At 60.0% G+C, this 17030-nt stretch carries 16 protein-coding genes and 2 pseudogenes; 5 read left to right on the top strand and 13 right to left on the bottom strand.

Annotated elements, in window-relative coordinates; genetic code table 11:
• Nucleotides 1-2: 2 nt before the first annotated feature.
• Complete coding sequence (locus tag AC5P8U_RS03855; protein ID WP_088497373.1) at nt 3-359, top strand: hypothetical protein; 357 nt, start codon at nt 3-5, stop codon at nt 357-359.
• A gap of 45 nt (nt 360-404) precedes the next feature.
• Nucleotides 405-893 (top strand): cold-shock protein, encoded by a 489-nt coding sequence (locus AC5P8U_RS03850; protein WP_447897021.1) that lies wholly within the window; start codon nt 405-407, stop codon nt 891-893.
• 76 nt (nt 894-969) lie between these two features.
• Here AC5P8U_RS03850 and AC5P8U_RS03845 read toward each other — a convergent pair whose 3' ends face one another.
• Nucleotides 970-1920, bottom strand: coding sequence for an Abi family protein (locus AC5P8U_RS03845; RefSeq protein WP_495213929.1), 951 nt, complete (start codon nt 1918-1920; stop codon nt 970-972).
• Nucleotides 1921-2320: 400 nt separating this feature from the next.
• On the opposite strand from AC5P8U_RS03845, the pseudogene AC5P8U_RS03840 reads away from it, so the two are divergent.
• A pseudogene (locus AC5P8U_RS03840) lies at nt 2321-2956 on the top strand (magnesium chelatase domain-containing protein); the annotation flags it as partial.
• Between the two features lie 830 nt (nt 2957-3786).
• Here AC5P8U_RS03840 and AC5P8U_RS03835 read toward each other — a convergent pair.
• From AC5P8U_RS03835 to AC5P8U_RS03815, 5 genes are all read right to left on the bottom strand, one after another.
• The gene (locus AC5P8U_RS03835; protein ID WP_495213927.1) at nt 3787-4743 is read right to left on the bottom strand and encodes a reverse transcriptase family protein; all 957 of its coding nucleotides are present in this window, start codon (nt 4741-4743) and stop codon (nt 3787-3789) included.
• The gene (locus AC5P8U_RS03830) at nt 4721-5014 is read right to left on the bottom strand and encodes a helix-turn-helix domain-containing protein (RefSeq protein ID WP_065197327.1); all 294 of its coding nucleotides are present in this window, start codon (nt 5012-5014) and stop codon (nt 4721-4723) included. Before AC5P8U_RS03830 ends, AC5P8U_RS03835 begins: the two co-directional genes overlap by 23 nt.
• A 51-nt stretch (nt 5015-5065) precedes the next feature.
• Nucleotides 5066-5299 carry a hypothetical protein gene (locus AC5P8U_RS03825; protein WP_346486226.1) on the bottom strand — a complete coding sequence of 78 codons (234 nt, stop codon included), beginning with the start codon at nt 5297-5299 and terminating at the stop codon, nt 5066-5068.
• A gap of 374 nt (nt 5300-5673) precedes the next feature.
• Nucleotides 5674-6129, bottom strand: coding sequence for a DUF4411 family protein (locus tag AC5P8U_RS03820; RefSeq protein WP_065197325.1), 456 nt, complete (start codon nt 6127-6129; stop codon nt 5674-5676).
• A complete protein-coding gene (locus tag AC5P8U_RS03815) occupies nt 6126-7172 on the bottom strand; it encodes an ImmA/IrrE family metallo-endopeptidase (protein ID WP_495213926.1) in 1047 nt (348 codons plus the stop codon). Before AC5P8U_RS03815 ends, AC5P8U_RS03820 begins: the two co-directional genes overlap by 4 nt.
• Nucleotides 7173-7452: 280 nt before the next feature.
• Here AC5P8U_RS03815 and AC5P8U_RS03810 point away from each other — a divergent pair, with 280 nt between their 5' ends.
• Complete coding sequence (locus AC5P8U_RS03810; protein WP_495213925.1) at nt 7453-8025, top strand: recombinase family protein; 573 nt, start codon at nt 7453-7455, stop codon at nt 8023-8025.
• On the opposite strand, the gene AC5P8U_RS03805 is transcribed toward AC5P8U_RS03810, so the two are convergent.
• The 3 genes from AC5P8U_RS03805 to AC5P8U_RS03795 form a co-directional block, all read right to left on the bottom strand.
• Nucleotides 8022-8723 carry a hypothetical protein gene (locus AC5P8U_RS03805; RefSeq protein ID WP_346486220.1) on the bottom strand — a complete coding sequence of 234 codons (702 nt, stop codon included), beginning with the start codon at nt 8721-8723 and terminating at the stop codon, nt 8022-8024. The genes AC5P8U_RS03810 and AC5P8U_RS03805 overlap by 4 nt on opposite strands.
• A 10-nt stretch (nt 8724-8733) precedes the next feature.
• Nucleotides 8734-9075 (bottom strand): helix-turn-helix domain-containing protein, encoded by a 342-nt coding sequence (locus tag AC5P8U_RS03800; protein ID WP_346486218.1) that lies wholly within the window; start codon nt 9073-9075, stop codon nt 8734-8736.
• Between the two features lie 1053 nt (nt 9076-10128).
• The gene (locus AC5P8U_RS03795; RefSeq protein ID WP_481538007.1) at nt 10129-11778 is read right to left on the bottom strand and encodes a recombinase family protein; all 1650 of its coding nucleotides are present in this window, start codon (nt 11776-11778) and stop codon (nt 10129-10131) included.
• A gap of 18 nt (nt 11779-11796) precedes the next feature.
• Between AC5P8U_RS03795 and AC5P8U_RS03790 the strand changes: the two are divergent.
• Nucleotides 11797-12666 (top strand): annotated as a pseudogene (locus tag AC5P8U_RS03790) (YifB family Mg chelatase-like AAA ATPase); the annotation flags it as partial.
• Between the two features lie 124 nt (nt 12667-12790).
• On the opposite strand, the gene AC5P8U_RS03785 reads toward AC5P8U_RS03790, so the two are convergent.
• The 4 genes from AC5P8U_RS03785 to yidA form a co-directional block, all read right to left on the bottom strand.
• The gene (locus AC5P8U_RS03785; RefSeq protein ID WP_447897023.1) at nt 12791-13177 is read right to left on the bottom strand and encodes a hypothetical protein; all 387 of its coding nucleotides are present in this window, start codon (nt 13175-13177) and stop codon (nt 12791-12793) included.
• Between the two features lie 73 nt (nt 13178-13250).
• On the bottom strand, nt 13251-15569 hold the full coding sequence (locus tag AC5P8U_RS03780; RefSeq protein WP_088497377.1) for a TonB-dependent receptor: 2319 nt from the start codon (nt 15567-15569) through the stop codon (nt 13251-13253).
• A gap of 281 nt (nt 15570-15850) precedes the next feature.
• Nucleotides 15851-16138: a colicin immunity domain-containing protein gene (locus AC5P8U_RS03775; RefSeq protein ID WP_065197195.1), complete on the bottom strand. Its 288-nt coding sequence runs from the start codon at nt 16136-16138 to the stop codon at nt 15851-15853.
• 13 nt (nt 16139-16151) lie between these two features.
• Nucleotides 16152-16985, bottom strand: a complete 834-nt coding sequence (yidA, locus tag AC5P8U_RS03770; RefSeq protein ID WP_088497378.1) for a sugar-phosphatase — start codon at nt 16983-16985, stop codon at nt 16152-16154.
• Between the last annotated feature and the right edge of the window lie 45 nt (nt 16986-17030).

Here is a 17030-nt window from a genome sequence, read left to right as displayed (position 1 = left end):
CCATGACCACACCGCACTCCCCGCCCCCGCGCCCGATCCCGCAAGCGCCCTCGGCCGCTGCGGCCTTGGCCCCCAACAGCCTCATCGCCATCCTGCACGCCATCGGCGCGGGCGCTGCGGCCGACGGCCAGCCTTGGCCCGAGCGGCACCATCTACGCAGCCGGCAGATGGCGTTGTCCGACGCCGACTGCGCGCTCACCGGCCAGCGCATCGTGCAGGAGATCCTGCTGGCGGCCGAGCGCACGCGCCAGAACGGTGAGCCGGAGCAGTACGTCGGCGACCGGGTGATGGAGGGGCTGGTGATGGCCGATCTGGCGCTGACCGCCTTCATCCACGAGCGGATGCGACCCAAGGACTGAGCACGCTTATGGCGCGGACCTATCTGCCTGTGTGCGGGGTGACGAATGAAGATGCACGGCCTTGCCGCTGCGGCGGTGTGCATCGCGGTGATCGGCGCGATGTGGGTGGAGTGGCCTGAGCCTGCGAGCGATCAGGTGTGGGCCTACCAGAAGCTGCAGCCGGCCGATTACCGCCTGCTGCACAGTGATGCGCTCGGCTTCGTGACCGCGAAGGCCCACGAGGGTTTTGAACTGCATACACGCCATGCCAGAGCAACGTCCTTCGAGATCCGATGCAAGGGCGTGCTGGTGATGGAGGTGGAGAATGCGCCCTCGCGCGTGCTGATCCGCATGCCTGCCGATGCACGGTGGCGGGCGCCGGACATCGAGCGTCTGCGCACCAGCTTCGAGCGCTGGCTGGATCTGCATCAGAGCCAGGGGCGGTTGCTGGTGGAAAGTGCGGGACCTTCGTGGGTTGAGGCGCGGTTTGGGCGCTTCAATGGGGCGATGCCTGATGAGCAGCGGTGTCTACTTGGGGCGCCGCACCGCGATTGACGAGAATCCCCCCGACCGGCCATCCATAACACGAAGCCACCGAAAGCTCTCTCGACAGCAAAGGCGACTCCTGGTCTCACCCGCGCCACAGGCGGTGCCCCTGCCATCCTGCCGCAGCCCCGAGGCTCTTCACTCGAACTTCGTTCGTCAGGCCAGCCGCGAGGTGGGCGTCGACACGTTCACGCCAATCCTTGGAATCAGCGGTTGTCGCTTCCAGAAGTTTGCGAAGCAGGAGCAACAGAAAGAAGGAGCGGTTCGGCGCATACGGTGCCTCATGTTCAGACCATCCCGCCGACCGAGGACGAACCGCCGAAACACCGAGCTCCTTGTTCCAAAGCCTGCTGTGATGTGCAACGACGTTTCGCGCCACGCTGGTGACATGCAGCCAGTTCGCGAAGACGGGGGCTGCCAGGCCCATCTCACCCGCAACAGCTTTCTGCTCACGGGTACGAAGCGCTTTGTAGAGGCGGGAGAGCGACCCCAGCGACATGACTTCCGTTGCCATCCAAACCGGTACTTTGGGAAACGCCGGTGGGGTGTACTTGTCCCGGTAGTGCCGAATGAACGTCTCCCTGGAGCGCACCACTTCACTTTCGACGCCATCCAGCCAATCTGCATGCTCCTGTCCAGCGAAGGTCAGATTACACGCTTCCAGATGGCCGAAGGCGCCGCTCGCATGCGCAAAGTGGTACGTGAGCACGGTCCGCGTTGCGACCTCGATATGGCCGACGGCCTCCATCACCAGGTCTCTAAGCGCTCTATCGAACTCATAGAGGCTTATCGCTTCTTCGAATGTCGCTTGATCGCGGAAATTGTCGCTACCGGGCATGCGCTGTGTGTAGAGATAGCCCATAAGACGATAGTAGCCGACACGCTGCAGGTATCGATTGGCATTGGCGGTATCACCAATGGCAAGCCCGCGCTGCTGGAGCAGATCCAACTGTTCCTGAATCGACAGGGGCGGTTTGCGGTAGCGGGTCATCCCGACTCCAATCAGCAGGCAAAAAAAACCCGCCAATTTGAGCATGTCGCGAACTGGCGCGTCAGAGGCTTGGCGGGTGTGTTGGGTGAATTTTAGCGCCCCTTTTGCTTACCTTCAAGTAAATGTCTGTAGTTCCGGTGAAATGTAAATGCCTGTACGAAAAGCACTTCATAGGGAATTCTCTTGGAATTCCGCAGTCTCCCGGGCGCAGATCCAGTGAGGTGAAAGGCCGGCCCGGGCGAGCGGCAACGGCCTATTCCCCGGCGTTGTTCCACGTCATACCGGTTGAGTTCCGACACTCGATCGCGAACACCGGCCGCTACGAAGCGCACAGGCGCACCCCAACGGTCTGCCGGAATCCCCCTAGCCGCTTCACCAGCAATTCCCGATAGCCCAAGCGGAACGCCCGCCGCACCATCAAGCGCCCTTCCGCAGGAAACCACACATGAGCCTGGCGCTGGTCCACAGCCGTGCCCGCGCCGGGGTCGATGCCCCGCTGGTGCGGGTGGAAGTGCATCTCTCCGGTGGCCTGCCTGCCACCCAGATTGTCGGCCTGGCCGAGACCAGCGTGCGTGAATCCCGTGAGCGCGTGCGTGCCGCCCTTCTTTGCGCGCGCTTCGACTTTCCGCAGCGACGCATCACGCTCAACCTCGCGCCCGCTGACCTGCCCAAGGAAGGCGGGCGTTACGACCTGGCCATCGCGTTGGGCATTCTGGCAGCCAGTGGCCAGATCGATCCGCAGTCGCTGCTGCAATACGAGTTCCTGGGTGAGCTTGGCCTGACCGGCGAGCTGCGGCCGGTGGCGGGCGCGCTGCCCGCTGCGATTGCAGCGGCTGACGCTGGGCGCATCCTGGTGGTGCCGCCGGGCAATGCCGCAGAGGCCGCGTTGGCCGAGCACGCCGATGTACGTGTGGCGCGCACGCTGCTGGAGTGCTGCGCCGGGTTGGGCAATCCGCGCCTGTTGCCGTCCGTGGAGCGCGTGGACACGACACCGTTGCCACTGCCCGATCTGGCCGACGTGCGCGGGCAAGCGCATGCGCGGCGCGCGTTGGAAGTGGCGGCCGCCGGTGGGCACCATCTATTCCATTTGGAAGCCATTACACCCCTTTTTGAAAAGCAGCAAATTGGAGAATTTGCAGCGTTGCTCACTCGGCTCTAAATATTCGTTGTGGCAGTTCCGCCACCCGCTGCTGAGGCTAGACCCGCAGTCAGGTCCCCACCCCAATAAAGGGAAGAAGCATCCAAAATTTGTAGACGAACATGACGCACAAAGAAACAATTTCAAACTATTCGAGGTATCGCGGAGTACTGCAGGTTGAACCTGCACCATGGAACACGGCAGAGCACAAGAAGAAGAATTCTTGCGTGGAGGGGTGGAGGCAGTTCCTATCCGAACTCAGCAAAGACTCATACCTGTGGACCTTGTCATTCATGCGTCCCTATTCCGACTCCCAATGCATCAAGGCTCTTTGGGAAGCAACGAAGTACATCAACAGAGAGATGTGGGGACCTAGATGGTCGAGGAAGAGGGCTGGCATGCATGCTACGGTCGTCGCGGAAAGGCACCAACTCAGCCAGGAACTGAGAGGCAGGCTACATTTCCACGTGCTGGTGCACGACTTGGAGGATGTATGCGAGGAACGTCTTAGGTCCGCAGTGATTCGCACAGCAGAATGGCTTCGTGACGAACACGGACAGACGATGTCTGCGGCGGAGAGAACGGATGTCCGAAAGGTGACCGACAGCGACGGTCTTGCGTCCTATTTGGCTAAGGACATTGGCTCATGGCCGAACGAGCGGGGTAACAGCGTGTTCTTCATTCGCCCGTCGGGCCTCGAAGGTGTCGTAGTCGAGAACATGACGTCAAAGCAGCTTCAGCGCCTTCACTAAGCCCAAGATTGCTCGCCTGTCCTAGACTGCTGCTGTCAGCAGTCTTCTGAGCGCATCAAGCCTACCCTTCAGCATTTGGCCCTCATTTGGATGAAGTCGTCGCAGGCGAGCAACTTGCCCCGACACACTGCTCAGGCGCCTCAGCAGCTCATCTGAAGGCCCGGCTAGAGCCATCCGTTCCAGGCCATGCACAGCCCCCCGTATCGCGTGTCGTTCCTTTTTCGTAAGGGCGACTCGGGTATTAGTCTGAAGCTTTGTCACTAGAACAGGGCCATTAGCCCACTGAATCTGCTGCTTTGCTCTTTTGGGGCGATATCCGTTCCGCCCCATCATCGTATAGACGCGAGATATGCAAGCAGCAAGCTCCTGTCTACTGAGCTGATTCACAGACGACACCGATACGTCGTCAACATATCGGGAATAGCGAATGCCCTCACGATGCAGCTCCTCATACAAAGCATGCTCTTCGCGCCAAAAGGCCAGATTTGCGAGATGGGAACTCGTTACGGCCCCCTCAGGCAATGCCCCGTTCAGCGTAGTCAGCTGAGTCAGCAGTTCGCTCACCTCAGTGGAGAAGCCGAAGAATCCTCGCCAGATGCCAAGCACGGCCGGTGAACTGGTGGCCGGAAAGAAGCCGGCTACGTCCTCACACACGACCACCGACGCTCCAACGTGCAGACGAGCATTTGCAACTGCGTCCTTCCCTTTGAGACTTCCGGTGAGGTAGTCCGGGAACCTGACTTGGTCCAGAATCCGCTCTTTAATCCGGACTTGGACGCCTTTCAGCTTCACCCTGGCGTCGACAGGACGTCTCACAGAGCCATCAGCTTTTACGATTGGCTTTGCCAATCTGTAGCTATTGTCGGCATCTTTGGCTATCTGCAGTAGTTTGTCGGCTGGCACGCCGAGCGTGCGAGACAGCGCCGCGAGGCTTTGGATGCTGCCATCAGGGTAGCTAGGGGGGGGCACTCGGCTCATTCAGCAGGTCCAATGCCACCATGGCCAACTGACCGGCCAGCTCGGCATTGAGACCGGCAAGCTCGCCCTTCTCGGCACCCAAGAAGAACAGAATCTCTGTCGGGATACCCAACGCACTGGCTATAGAAGACACAGTAGATAGCGTGGGGTCTCTCTTGGAGTTCTCCAGAAGCGACAGATATGAAACCGAACATCCTGCGCGCTGCGCCAGTTCCGCTTGGCTTAGCTGACGACGAATGCGACACATGCGTATCGCGCTCCCGATGTTCATAAGAGGAACCTCCAGAAAACATGAAAGGCTTGTTGTGCATCGCCTATTCCTTCACTTCATCAGTTCGGACACGTTCGTCAACAACCGAACTAAGTCCGCGATTAGCGTAAGAACCCGAAAGCCCAATGTCTCCTTGGCCTTCAATTTCTCGATGTCGTTGCTCTTTTCAAGCAGGGCAATGACAGCGTCAATTTCCGCGATAACACTTGTATCGAGTTGGCCTTGATGAGCGTCACGAATACGTTTGAGTACTGCAACGCTGTTCTCTGTCGTGCGAGCGTCCAATGGACTCTCCTTCAATCCGGGCGACATTGCCCGTGCCCATAGCAAGAAGCCGGAAGGGGCCAACCCGATACAACAAGCCAATCACCATTAAACGCTCTGTAACGTGCCCATCAACTTGCACATCACTTCGTACGACGAATCGGGCCTAGGCTCGAGACGTGTGCACAGCGCATAGCTCCATGAATGGACATGAAGCGTTCTCACTTCATCGAGAACCGATTAGCTAGCTCTTGCTTTCAGCGAACAGAAGGAGGAACTCATACCACCGAGAACATCAACCGAGCGATGTCACTCGGCCTAGGACCCAAGATAGGGGCTCAGAAGGGTCCTGTCAATATTTTTTGACTGTCAGTCAATACGCACAGCTGGGCGGGCTAGCGATAGCCAGTCTGGCGAAGCACGTCAACCAACGATAGGCACCCAATGCCGAAGTGGGCGCAAGCATTGGGAATCTTAGGCTTTGAAGCCTTCCCCATCGTTTCGTAGGTAACGACGCTTCTCCCCGCCGAAAGAGCGTATGCGACCACCCACGGGTCCGCACCGGACCTGTCTCGCTCATGGTCTGCCAAGTTCGGGAAAGCGATGAGAACATCCCTCAGTGCGGTCTGCACATCTGCGCTGGCAGGTACAAACAGCTTTTCCTGACTTTTCGTCCAAGCCGATAGCTCGTCTTCCTGTCGGTGGAGTTCATGCCTGACTTCGTCAATAGCAGCCACGTGCCCCTGGTCGACCAGGTTCTCCAGCCACCCCCAAATGGGCTGGAACAGGTCCGGGGGATATCGGCGAGTCCAAGGCTCTATGAGTGCACTCGTATCAAAGCTATAGCTCATCGAAGTGTCTCCGGCATCCCTACCTCCGCCTGAATTTTCGGCAGATGCAAAAGCTTGGTCCCTAACATGCGAGAGAGTTCAGTCCCTGTAATGAGCTCACGCTGGTACGCATCAACCACCAAGCGGGTGAATACTCTCCCGTTGTGATTCACCACACGCCGGAAGTACTCAACGAACCCTCCGTCGTCGCTCGAGGCCCCTTCCATTGCCCGCTGTTGTTGAGCTCGCCAATTTCCATAGAAGTCAGGGGATGCGGCACGCCCAATCACTAGACGACGAAGCACAACCTCTGAAGAGGTACCGAACTGCCTTGATAGTTCAATTAAGGAGGAATCATCCCACTCACCTTCTGCGTTCCGCCGCAGTCCCTCAACGACGGTCCGTGAGCTTAGGAGCGCATCCATGGGGACCAATGCGGCGCCGGCAATGTGGTTGCAGAAGACCTCAATGCTCTCCTTCAAGGGCGAACGCGTTCCAGTTCCATCCACAACGTCACAGAGACTGTCTTGTCCCAGTGCAAGGTGGCCGAGCTCATGAAGCAGGGTAAAGGTGCGACCTGCCGGTGCGTCACCCCCGTTGACAATGACGACTGGCAGCGGGAAAGACGCCAACGCGCATCCCCTCATCACGCTCACCGGAATACCGGAGGCTTGCATGATGAGAACACCCACTCGTTCAATCGCCTCCCGCCAAGTCTTCAACGCCGTGTACTTGTCGCGCCAAAGTCGGTTGCCGGGAGCCGGGACATCCAGCCAGCGCCTGAGCTTGGAACCAACGACTTCAGGGTCATCCTTAAGAGATGCCCTAAAGGTGAACTCAGGCAATGGGACCTCAAGCTCCTCAGCCAAGTCCAACGCATCCTGACGCTTAAGCTCGGCCAGTCGGAGCTCTAGCTCCAATGCGACACCCATTCCCGATTCACTAGTCTCCGGAAGAGTTCTGAAGTCGACTTGTCGCCGTCCTTTCTCGGGCGGAGGCTCAGGAAGGAAGAAAGTTGCCGTTGGCCTTTTCAGCCTGTCCGCGATGTCGCGCAGCTGAGCCATGGACGGCTGCTCGATTCCTTCTTCCCAAGCCAATACACGCTCTTCCGCTTGACCAATAGCTCCCGCCAAGCCGGAGACGCTCAATCCAGCCGCTTCTCTGGCCCAAGTCAGCAACGCGGGAGTAACGAGTGCAGGTGGCGTTCTCATGTGTGCAGCATAGCCTTCCATGGCGGCGTGGAGTTCTCAATTTGTATACCTCATGGGACTACCGAACCACCGTTCCACAACTCATCCCAAAATGATATTATCACAACCTCTAAGAGTTTCTGGGACAACCAAGATGGAAGTCGTCGGCTACGCACGTGTCAGCTCAGCAGGCCAGTCTCTAGACGTGCAACTGGAGAAACTTTCGAATGCAGGATGCACCAGGGTCTACCAAGAGAAGCGCTCAGGACGCCAAGCCGAAAATCGCCCTGCACTTCAAGACGCCCTTGACTATGTGCGAGATGGCGATGTCCTAGTCGTTTCCCGCCTCGACCGCATGGCGCGTTCCGTACTGGACCTCGCCAGAATAGCTGACCACCTTAAGCACAAGAACGTCAGCCTCCGCGTCCTCGACCAGGGTTTGGATACAAACTCCTCTGAGGGCAAGCTGATGTTCAATCTCTTGGGGGCGTTTGCAGAGTTCGAGGCCGACATCCGCGCCGAACGCCAACGTGATGGCATTGCTCTCGCTCAAAAGAACGGAACCAAATTCGGACGCAAGAAGGCGCTCACTGAAGCCCAAGAGGCACGCATTAGGAAGATGCGACTGGAAGAAGGCTTCAGCATTGAACAATTGGCTGAGAGATTTGCAATTGGTCGAAGTAGCGTCTATCGAGCCTTGCAAGCTGCTCGCGAACAAGAGACCTAGCTCTTCTTAGTCCATCCCGGGACGGTGGCCGACCACACCCTGAACTCAGCGGACACGTCGTAGATGTCTTGGAAGAACTCAGCCACCACCCTGAGCGACTCAATCATATGATGAGTTAGAAGCGACATAGCCTGGTCTTCCCCGCCCGCGTACGAAACGAGCTGGGCTAGTGAAAGCTCACTGGTTCTGTCCGACTCGGAGTGGAAGAAGTCGTCATTGAACCATGCCCTCACCACGGCAGACGTGTTCAAGTTCGCGCCATCAACAGCCATCGACATCCTGCCCTCGAAAGCACTGTTCTCCCATCGCAGGCGATGTTGTCTCAAGCAAGGCCGCAAGTTCTCCACCGCCCCAAGCGAACGCAGCGAAAGAAGTTTGGTGAAGCAGAGAGGGTCTTTCTCAAGAAAGAAAGGCCGCATCTCCATGGCAAGCACCTTGACGTCAGAGTGCCTAGGCTTTCTCGAGGCCAATAGTTGCCCATTATTGAATGCTAGGCCAATGTCACCGATGGTCTGGCGCGCCTCGATAGAGCGCGTGAAACGCAGGAAGGCACGCTTCAGCCGACTGAAATCATCATCAGTCAGGGCAACTTGGCAGTCCACAGGTGCCACTAGGCGGGGGTGGGGCGGCAGCGCCTCTCCCGTCAGAGTACGAATGTAGTTGCCATGCTCATCGACGCAACGAATCTGAATCTTCACTCGGACTCCTCTATGCAGACGATGAGGGCTTCCCTGCACGACCGGCCCGCAACTCAGCAGCCAACTTTCGTTGCTCGGCTGGTGACAGCGTCGCAGCAAGAAGGATGATGTCACCTAGTACTTCGGTGTCAGCAAGAAGGTAAGCAAGTGGCACCCCCAACTCCTTCGCCAACCTACCAGCGGTCGCGAAATCTGGCTCAGAAGTTCCCAGCTCGTACCTTGTCACCCTACTGGACACGACATCCTCCGCCAACCCAATCCGCCGCCCAAGCTCTCGCTGCGAGATGCCCAATGCCAAGCGCGCGTCCTTCAAGCGCTTGGTGAACAGACTGCGAAGTTTTGGGAGCGCCATAAGCCGAGACGGAGACCATCCTGTAGCGGTCTACAGGATGGCCATCTCGAGCACTGCCGTATGCTACATTATCTGTAGCACGATGCCCGCTGGAGCATTGTTAGTTCTTGCGAGAACGGGCAACTGATAAGTCGCCGAAACCCTTGCAGGACAGGCATTCCCAGGGTTCTTGTGCTTGCTAAGGTGCATGTGTTTTAAGCAGCCAGAGCTACCGTGACTGGAGCGAGCTATCACTCAATGCGAGAGCCCCGCTCCGGTCACGTATGGACCCAAACTGGCGAGCTACCGGAAGTCTCACCGTCTCTTTCCTAGTCCAGCCATCAACAAGGATGCTTTCCAACGATGAACCAACCTCTGAACCGTTCGGCCCCTGGGCAACCGAAGCGCATATCAATTGGCATTGCCATTCTGTCCGCTGCTCTCGTCAACGTAACAGCCTGCGCGCGTGACTCAGGGTCACATTCCCTCGATGAGATTGCCGCCGATTTGCCCAGCTACCTCGCACGCTACCCCGGAGTTCAACGAGGGCAGACGAGCTCCTGCATCGAGTTAAAAGTCGACTTAGTGCATGCCGTCAGGAACGGAAGTATCGATGCATCCGGCGGGCTCATTGACCGCACGACTGACCCTAGCCGACTGAGAAATGGTCAAGTCGTCTACTTTGAAGGGCTCGCCAAGAATGTAATCGTCCCAATCAAGACTGCCAACGAGACTCTGTTCTCAGGGACCTTACAGACCGCTAGCTCAACAGATGGACTACTCTTCCGTTCGTCGGGGCAAGCAACCAATGCAAGAGTGAATGAGGGCTCTCTGATGAAGGGCGGGGCTTCTTCCCCGATGATGGACAATAGAGGCGCTTACGTCTGTGGGTTTGGCGTGGCAGTCGTCGGTGGTCGCTTGAATGGAATTGCGGTTACGGATGCCATCGAGTTCACGCCACGATGAGTGCGAGGTCCAAACAAGTTTGGCTTTTCGTCGACTTGTGACCGAAGTACCTACCGGCCATTAGGCCCTTAAGGCAGAGAGTCGAGCTCTCTGCCTTATCGAGTAGACCTAGGCAGCGGGGGGCAGGTCCGCGATGTGGACACTGTTCCTGCCTATTGGCAGCACCATTCTTCGTCGACCATCCTTGAATGTGAGGAAGAGCTTGGGAGAATTGTTACCGTCCTTCGTAACAGTTGGTTCCCCTTTACCCACAGCCATGACGTCAATCCGACTCAGAAGGCGCGAGATGTGCTGCCTAAGCCTGACCCGGAGAAGATAGAGTTGCTGCGTCTGCGCTGACGCCATCTCGTCGTACAGGCGCAACAAGTTCTGAGCAAATGTGCCGGGGTCGTCAACGGTCATTCCAAGAGCCGCATCTTCCGTTTGGAGCTCTTCGGCGCGTTTCCTCTGCTCATCCGCCACCCCTTCCAGTGTGGCAATCACATTGACAAGGGTCCTAATGTTGGTGGGGGCCTGCAAAACAAGCTCCTCGGATAGACTCGCGAGTCGCCGTTCTGACTCGGCCAGCTCCAACGAAACACGCGCGAGTTCAGTACGGATTTGCTGCCGACGCTGGTTGGTGTCCACACCAGCGAGCACAGCTGCCAAATCAAGCTGCCGCAGGGCGTAGAGAACGTACATCTCCACGTCATCGTACTTCCACGACCTGTACTTGCAATCCTTGCCACGGCGCCCCCTGGAGCATACAAGGTAGCGTCCGCCCTTGCGTCCGGGTCCCTTGTTCGCCATGGACATTGGAGCGCCGCACCAGTGGCAGTACACAAAGCCAGTGAACAAGTTCGTCAGCGTCTCCCCCTGCCGACCAACGAGTGAAGCAATCGGAGCGTACTGCCTCGCGTTCACTCGCAGGAAGAGGTCTTCGTCAAGCACCTTCGGGTAGTAGTCCGGCACCTCGTCGCCGTCAGGTACTCGCTTCTTTACACCCGTCGCCGAGTCGTAATACATGCGATGGGGCTGATAGAAGCCTATGAGGGAGCGATTTCGAAGAATCTTTGAGACGGATGAGTTTTGCCAGCCCTCATCAGGATTTCGGAAGCTGACAAAGCCGTTGGTGTTGAGGTACTTCACGATGCGCCCGCGCCCAAGACCGGCATCGGCCAACTCGTATATTTTTCTGACTGCGTCGACGCGTTCCGGGATGGGTTTGAACGAGCTAGTCGCTTCATCGAACTTCAGCCATTCCGGGGCTCTACGACTAACGGGCTTGTTCGCAGCATTCCTACGCTTCGCCTGCCACGCTGCCTTCACTCGCTTGGACTTCGTTTCAGACTCTTCATTGGCGCGATGCATGACACTCAGCGCCATGACCAGCGGCGCGAGCCCCGACTCCTTATCCAGCACCTGCGCCCCGTCATCATTAAGCGGGACAATCCTGATGCCTTTGTCAATCAGAGACACCAGCAAAGACAGTGCATCCATCACCTTCTGGCGAGAGAGCCTGTCCAGCGACTCAACCAAGAGGTACGAACCCTTTGGCACTCGGCCAGCGTCTACCTCTGCAATGAACTTCCCCAAGCCGTTGCGCAGGTTGGCGCCTCGATAACTGGAGACGCCCAAGTCTTGGAATGCACTGCTCTCCGTGAGCGTCAAGTTCTTCTCGCGTACAAACGCATCGATAGCTGCTTGCTGTCTTTCCAAGCTATGCCCGTCACTTTGTTCGGGCGTAGAGAAGCGGATGTACGTGTAGGCCAATGTCATGGGGTGTAATGTGCCATACATTGCTTGCTGATCGGTAGCCCTGGCTGCGGCAAGACACTGTTGGCCTCACGCCTGCCCAGCCTGTTGCCGGACACCGAGGAAGCCGAGGCGTTGCAGCTGGCCGCGATTGCCTCAGTGAGCGGTGAGGGGCTGGATCCGCGGCGCTGGCGACAGCGTCCGTTCCGGGCGCCGCACCACAGCGCGAGTGCGGCGGCGCTGGTGGGTGGGGGCAATCCGCCCTGCCCCGGCGAGATCTCGCTGGCCCATCACGGCGTGCTGTTCCTGGATGAGCTACCAGAGTGGAACCGCAGTGCGTTGGAAACCCTGCGAGAGCCGCTGGAATCCGGCCACATCCGCATCGCCCGCGCGGCACGCAGCGTGCAGTATCCGGCGCGATTCCAGCTGGTGGCGGCGATGAATCCCTGCCCCTGTGGCTGGGCCGGCGACCGCAGTAACCGCTGCCTGTGCAGTGATGAGCGCATCAACCGCTACCGTGCGCGGGTTTCTGGCCCGCTGCTGGACCGCATCGACCTGCATATCAGTGTGACGCGCATGGATGCCGTGGAGCTGCGGGAGAGCACGCCACTGGGTGAGCCCAGTGCTGCGGTACGTGCACGGGTGGAAGCCGCCCATGCCCGGCAGCAGGCGCGTGGCGGGCTCAATGCGCATCTGCCGCCAGCGGCGCTGCGAGCCTGTACCCGACTCAGCGAGGCAGATCAGGACATGCTGGAGCAGGCCATCGAGCGTCTGCAGCTTTCCGCACGTGCGATGCACCGGATTCTGCGCGTGGCGCGCACGATTGCCGATCTGGCGGGTTGCGAGGGTATCCAGACCGCGCACCTGGCTGAGGCGATCGGCTACCGGCAGTTGGATCGGGGAAAGCCTTAGAAATGCCGGTCGGGTTGGCTATTGGTAGAGTCGACCGTTGGTCGACTCTCGCGCGAAGCGCGGCCTTCTGAGAGGTAGATGCGAAGAGCGGTCGACTAACAGTCGACCCCACCAAGGGCAGGCATCAGGCTGCCGAATGCACCCGTCCCCGCCTCGCCAGCGACGCCACCCGACGGCTGACCAGCGCATGGAGCTCCGCCAGCTCCGATGCCCGGCCAGCCGTCATGTTCCCGCCGAACAGCACCCGCGACAGCCCCGCCGCGTCGCTGTCCTCCGGGTGCTGCCAGCGGTCGCGATATACCTTCTGGCACACCAGCCAGGCCTGCGGCAGCCCACCGCCGGGTAGCGGGCGGACCACGCGTTCGTAGACGTGCCAGAAGTGGTACTCGGCCTGCAGGTCGATCACAGGCGCCACGGACGGCGCCTGCCGGGGCCGTCCTGGGCCTCGGATGCCGAACAGCGGGGTTCGCGGGTTGTACTGAGCCATGCCGACAGCATGACCCAGCAACATTGTGGGAACCTTGCGTCGCCGCCAGAAAATCCCTGTTGATTGCGCAAGGCGGGGTTTGGGCGTTTCTAGGGGGTCAGAACGCCATCGAGGTACTGAACATCAGCTGCCGTGGCGCGCTGCGCTGCAGGGTCTGGTAGTCCCCCGAGAACGACGAGCCGGCGATGGTGGCGGTGCCGATGTTGTGGCGATTGAACAGGTTGCTCACGTCCAGCCGCAGCTCCAGCCCGGGCACTGGGCTGTCCGCACCGAATCGATACGCAGCATAGGTGTTGACCTGCCAGAACGTGGGCACGCGGATGTCGTTCTCGTAGGTGAAGGGCTGGCGCAGGTACGAGGTGCTGGTGGCACCGAAACGCCAGTCACCGAAGTGGGCGGACAGGTCGCTGACCAGCGAGATCTGTGGGTAGCCCGGCTGGGCGTTGCCCTTGATCGGGTACACCGTGTCACCCACCGCGAAATCGCTGTCGTAGTACGAACGGGCCACGGCCACGCCCTGGTAGAACTGCAGGTGGTCGGTGAGGTCGGCGGTGGTGCCAAGGTCGGCACCGATCACGTGCATCTTCGGCATCAACCGCACGGTGTTGATCTGTGCGAACTGGGTGCCGATGGCGGCCGACAGCAGGCGGTTGCGGATGTCGTTGTAGAACACGTCGCCGGTGATCGTCAGCCGGTCGAAGCGATGCGATGCACCCACGGTGAGGTTCCAGTTCTTTTCCGGACGCAGGGTACCCGCTACGCGGTCGAACTCTTCCTGGTCGGTGATGGTCCACGCCGAGGCGGTGTAACCGATGTTGCCGCGCTGAGCGACGCGATAGCCGTTCATGGTATTGGCCAGGTCGATGAAGGCATCGGTGGATTCGGTCGGGCTCCAGAACAGCGAGACGTGCGGCAGGAAGTTGCTCTTCGCGCGCAGCGTGCCGTTCACCGGCCGGTCCTTGGCATCACCCAGGCCGCCACCGCGGGTGCGGAAGTCCACGGCCTTGAAGCCGACACCCAGCTTCAGCGTGTCGTTCAACACGATGTCGTCCTGCAGGTAGAACTGGCGCGAGCGGGTCACCCAGCTCGATGCGTTGTCGGTCTTGAACGCGGGACCGTACACATCGAACGGACCGGTGGCCTTCAGCGGCGGGCCCTCGCCCAGCAGTGGCTGCTGGTACCACTCGGTCTTGGCCGCAGCCTTGCTCTTCTCCTGCCAGAAGCCGGCGGTGAAGGTGTGCGCGCCGGTCTCGAACTGCAGGTTGACCATGCTGCCCAGGCGGTTGAGGCCCGGCGTCTGTACCTGTTCGGAGAACGGTGCGCCGTTGGGCGACGGTACGGTCGGGTCGGTCAGCGTGGCCTGGGTGTGGCTGTTGGCGTTGTACAGCTGCACGTTGCCACTCAGCGCCGGGGTGATCTGGAAGCGATGGTTGATCGATGACACGCGGTCGCGGGTGGTCTGGCCGGTGTCGTACGGAATCAGTTCGGACAGCTCACCGCAGGTGTAGGCGCCGCAGGATTTGTCCGCGTTTTCCGGCGAGGCCACGTACCACGCCCACGCATAATCGGGATAGAAGATGTCGGCCTTCCAGCCCAGCTTGCGGATCATGTCGAAGGAGATGTTGTTGTAGCCCCAGACCTTGGCCTTGCTGTCGGACAGGAACACGGTGACATCGCCCCAGGCGACGTCCTGCTGCAGCTTCAGGTCACCGCGCAGGAAATTCTGCGTGCCCTCGCCCTGATACTTGTCGGCGGACACGCGCTGCAGGTCGACCAGCACTTTCGGGCCCTGCTCGCCGAGCTGGCCGGTCTGCCCCGATACGGTGGTGACCAACGTGTTGTTGCTGCCCACACCCTGCTTCACGCGCAGGCTGGGCGTGTCCTGCAGGTCGCGCAGGCGGTATTCCAGGCTGCCGCCGTTGACGCTGCTGGAGAACACGCCGACCGGTGCGCCGCCAGGGCTGACCGTGATCGCGCCGATGCCATCGGGCACGCCCACGTTCACCACGCTGGTGCCGGTAAGCGAGAGGAAGCCGTTGTCGTTCAGCGGCACGCCCTCGAAGGTGATGCCCATTTCATTCATGCGGAAGCCGCGCACGAACAGGCTGGTGGCCGAGATATCCAGGCCCAGCCCGTCGGTGGCGGTGTAGCTGGCGCCCGGCACCTGCTTGAGCATGGCCAAGCCGTTGTTGCCGGTGACCATCGCGTCGAGGTCTTCGGCCTTGATGATGTAGCGGTTGGGACCAACCACCTGGGTCGGTGCCACGGCCGCACCGCGCGGTGTGGCGATGACCTGCAGGGCGTTGAGCGTGGTGGGCGTGTCGAGCGCGGCGTCGTGCGTTTCTGCGGCGTACGCAGGTGTGGTGATGGCCGCGATGATGGCCAGGGCAAGGCGCGTCGTGGGTGGGGTGTTCATGGGCAGATCCAGGTGCAGGGAGAGAGCGGCGCAGGCGCACGCCCAGCGCGTTGCAGCACCGGTGTCGGTACCCTGGCTGGCGGTGCGATTGCGTTGAGGGAGTGACGGCGCGGTGCGCGACGGTCAGCAGAGGAAGACGATCCTCTGCCTCAAAATTCGATGGAGTGATTTCGACGTGCGAAATTCTTGCATCGCACTGCCGCATCCGCCATTGCACCGTGGTACAGCGCAGATGGTAATGGGGATGTATGGGCTATACGCAGGTATACATCCAAGCCAGGCTAGCGAGCAGTCGTGGACTGCTTCCACTCATCGATCAGAGCCACAACGGCAGCATGCAGCTGGGCGGCATCAAGCTCATACGCATGGCGATCTACATCTTCGTCGCAATACATGTCAGCAGCACAGAAGATGCTGGACAGGCACGTTGAAAGCGCTACGTCATCCAAAGCCGGCAAGTCGAGATCCCGCTCGATCTTCCATAGCTCGATGTAGGACTCGGAGAAAACTTGCGCCGACAACCGCTCGTTGGCGAAGGACTGAGCAAACATCATCAAAGTCCAGCTCATGATGTGCGTCCGATCATTGCAGGACGAAGCGCTCAATGGCACGTGCCACGCCTTCGTCGGCATTGCTGGTGGTCCCGAACCGCGCCACCGCCTTCACCGCGTCGATGGCATTGCCCATCGCCACGCTGGTGCCGGCGTACTGCAGCATGGTCAGGTCGTTCTCCTGGTCGCCGATGGCCATCACGTTGGCACGGTCGATGCCCAGGTGCTCGGCCAGCTTCTGCAGGCTCGGGCCCTTGCCGGCGCGGTGGTCGAACACTTCCAGGAAGAACGGCGCGCTCTTCAGTACCGCGAAGCGCTCGGTCAGTTCGCTGGGCAGGCGCGCGATGGCGGCATCCAGCACGTCCGGCGCGTCGATCATCATCAGCTTGATGAAGGACATCGATGGATCCATGTCCTCCACGCGGCGGTACGACAGCGGCATCCGCGAGAGATGCGAGTCGGCCACGGTGTAGTAGCTGATGTCCTGGTTGGGCGTGTACATGCGCCGGCTGTCCAGCGCCTGGAAGTGCACGCCCAGGTCGCGGGCGACCTGCTCGCAGAACAGGAAGTCGTCGAAGCTGAGCGGATACTCGACCACGGTTTCGCGCGTGCCGATGCGCTGCACCAGGCCGCCATTGCAGGCGATGCAGTAGTCGTCGTTGCCGTTGATGCCGAGCTCGTGCAGGTACGGCGCCAGGCCGGGGACCGGGCGGCCACTGGTCAGCACGATGTGCACGCCCAGTGCGCGCGCCTGCGCGATGGCCTGCCGAGCGCGTGCGGTGAGCTGGTGCGACGTGTCCAGCAGCGTGCCATCCATGTCGATGGCGACCAGTTCGATGGTCGATTGCCGGCGGCCCATGTCCATTGCGTTCAACTCGTGCGGGGCACGCCAGTTTACCCCCTCATGCCC

This window comes from Stenotrophomonas sp. YJH_SMC_81 (assembly GCF_059370875.1).
The sequence above is the reverse complement of the archived record's forward strand: the minus strand, read 5'-3'. Positions and strand labels throughout refer to the sequence as shown.

Bases quoted from the DNA above. Each gene is read 5' to 3' on its own strand.
- AC5P8U_RS03820 (WP_065197325.1), bottom strand. From the start codon at position 6,129: ATGAGCTATAGCTTTGATACGAGTGCACTCATAGAGCCTTGGACTCGC.
- AC5P8U_RS03835 (WP_495213927.1), bottom strand. From the start codon at position 4,743: ATGAGCCGAGTGCCCCCCCCTAGCTACCCTGATGGCAGCATCCAAAGC.
- AC5P8U_RS03850 (WP_447897021.1), top strand. From the start codon at position 405: ATGAAGATGCACGGCCTTGCCGCTGCGGCGGTGTGCATCGCGGTGATC.
- yidA (WP_088497378.1), bottom strand. From the start codon at position 16,985: ATGGACATGGGCCGCCGGCAATCGACCATCGAACTGGTCGCCATCGAC.
- AC5P8U_RS03780 (WP_088497377.1), bottom strand. From the start codon at position 15,569: ATGAACACCCCACCCACGACGCGCCTTGCCCTGGCCATCATCGCGGCC.
- AC5P8U_RS03785 (WP_447897023.1), bottom strand. From the start codon at position 13,177: ATGTTGCTGGGTCATGCTGTCGGCATGGCTCAGTACAACCCGCGAACC.
- AC5P8U_RS03795 (WP_481538007.1), bottom strand. From the start codon at position 11,778: ATGACATTGGCCTACACGTACATCCGCTTCTCTACGCCCGAACAAAGT.
- AC5P8U_RS03800 (WP_346486218.1), bottom strand. From the start codon at position 9,075: ATGGCGCTCCCAAAACTTCGCAGTCTGTTCACCAAGCGCTTGAAGGAC.
- AC5P8U_RS03845 (WP_495213929.1), bottom strand. From the start codon at position 1,920: ATGCTCAAATTGGCGGGTTTTTTTTGCCTGCTGATTGGAGTCGGGATG.
- AC5P8U_RS03810 (WP_495213925.1), top strand. From the start codon at position 7,453: ATGGAAGTCGTCGGCTACGCACGTGTCAGCTCAGCAGGCCAGTCTCTA.
- AC5P8U_RS03830 (WP_065197327.1), bottom strand. From the start codon at position 5,014: ATGAACATCGGGAGCGCGATACGCATGTGTCGCATTCGTCGTCAGCTA.
- AC5P8U_RS03775 (WP_065197195.1), bottom strand. From the start codon at position 16,138: ATGAGCTGGACTTTGATGATGTTTGCTCAGTCCTTCGCCAACGAGCGG.
- AC5P8U_RS03855 (WP_088497373.1), top strand. From the start codon at position 3: ATGACCACACCGCACTCCCCGCCCCCGCGCCCGATCCCGCAAGCGCCC.
- AC5P8U_RS03815 (WP_495213926.1), bottom strand. From the start codon at position 7,172: ATGGCTCAGCTGCGCGACATCGCGGACAGGCTGAAAAGGCCAACGGCA.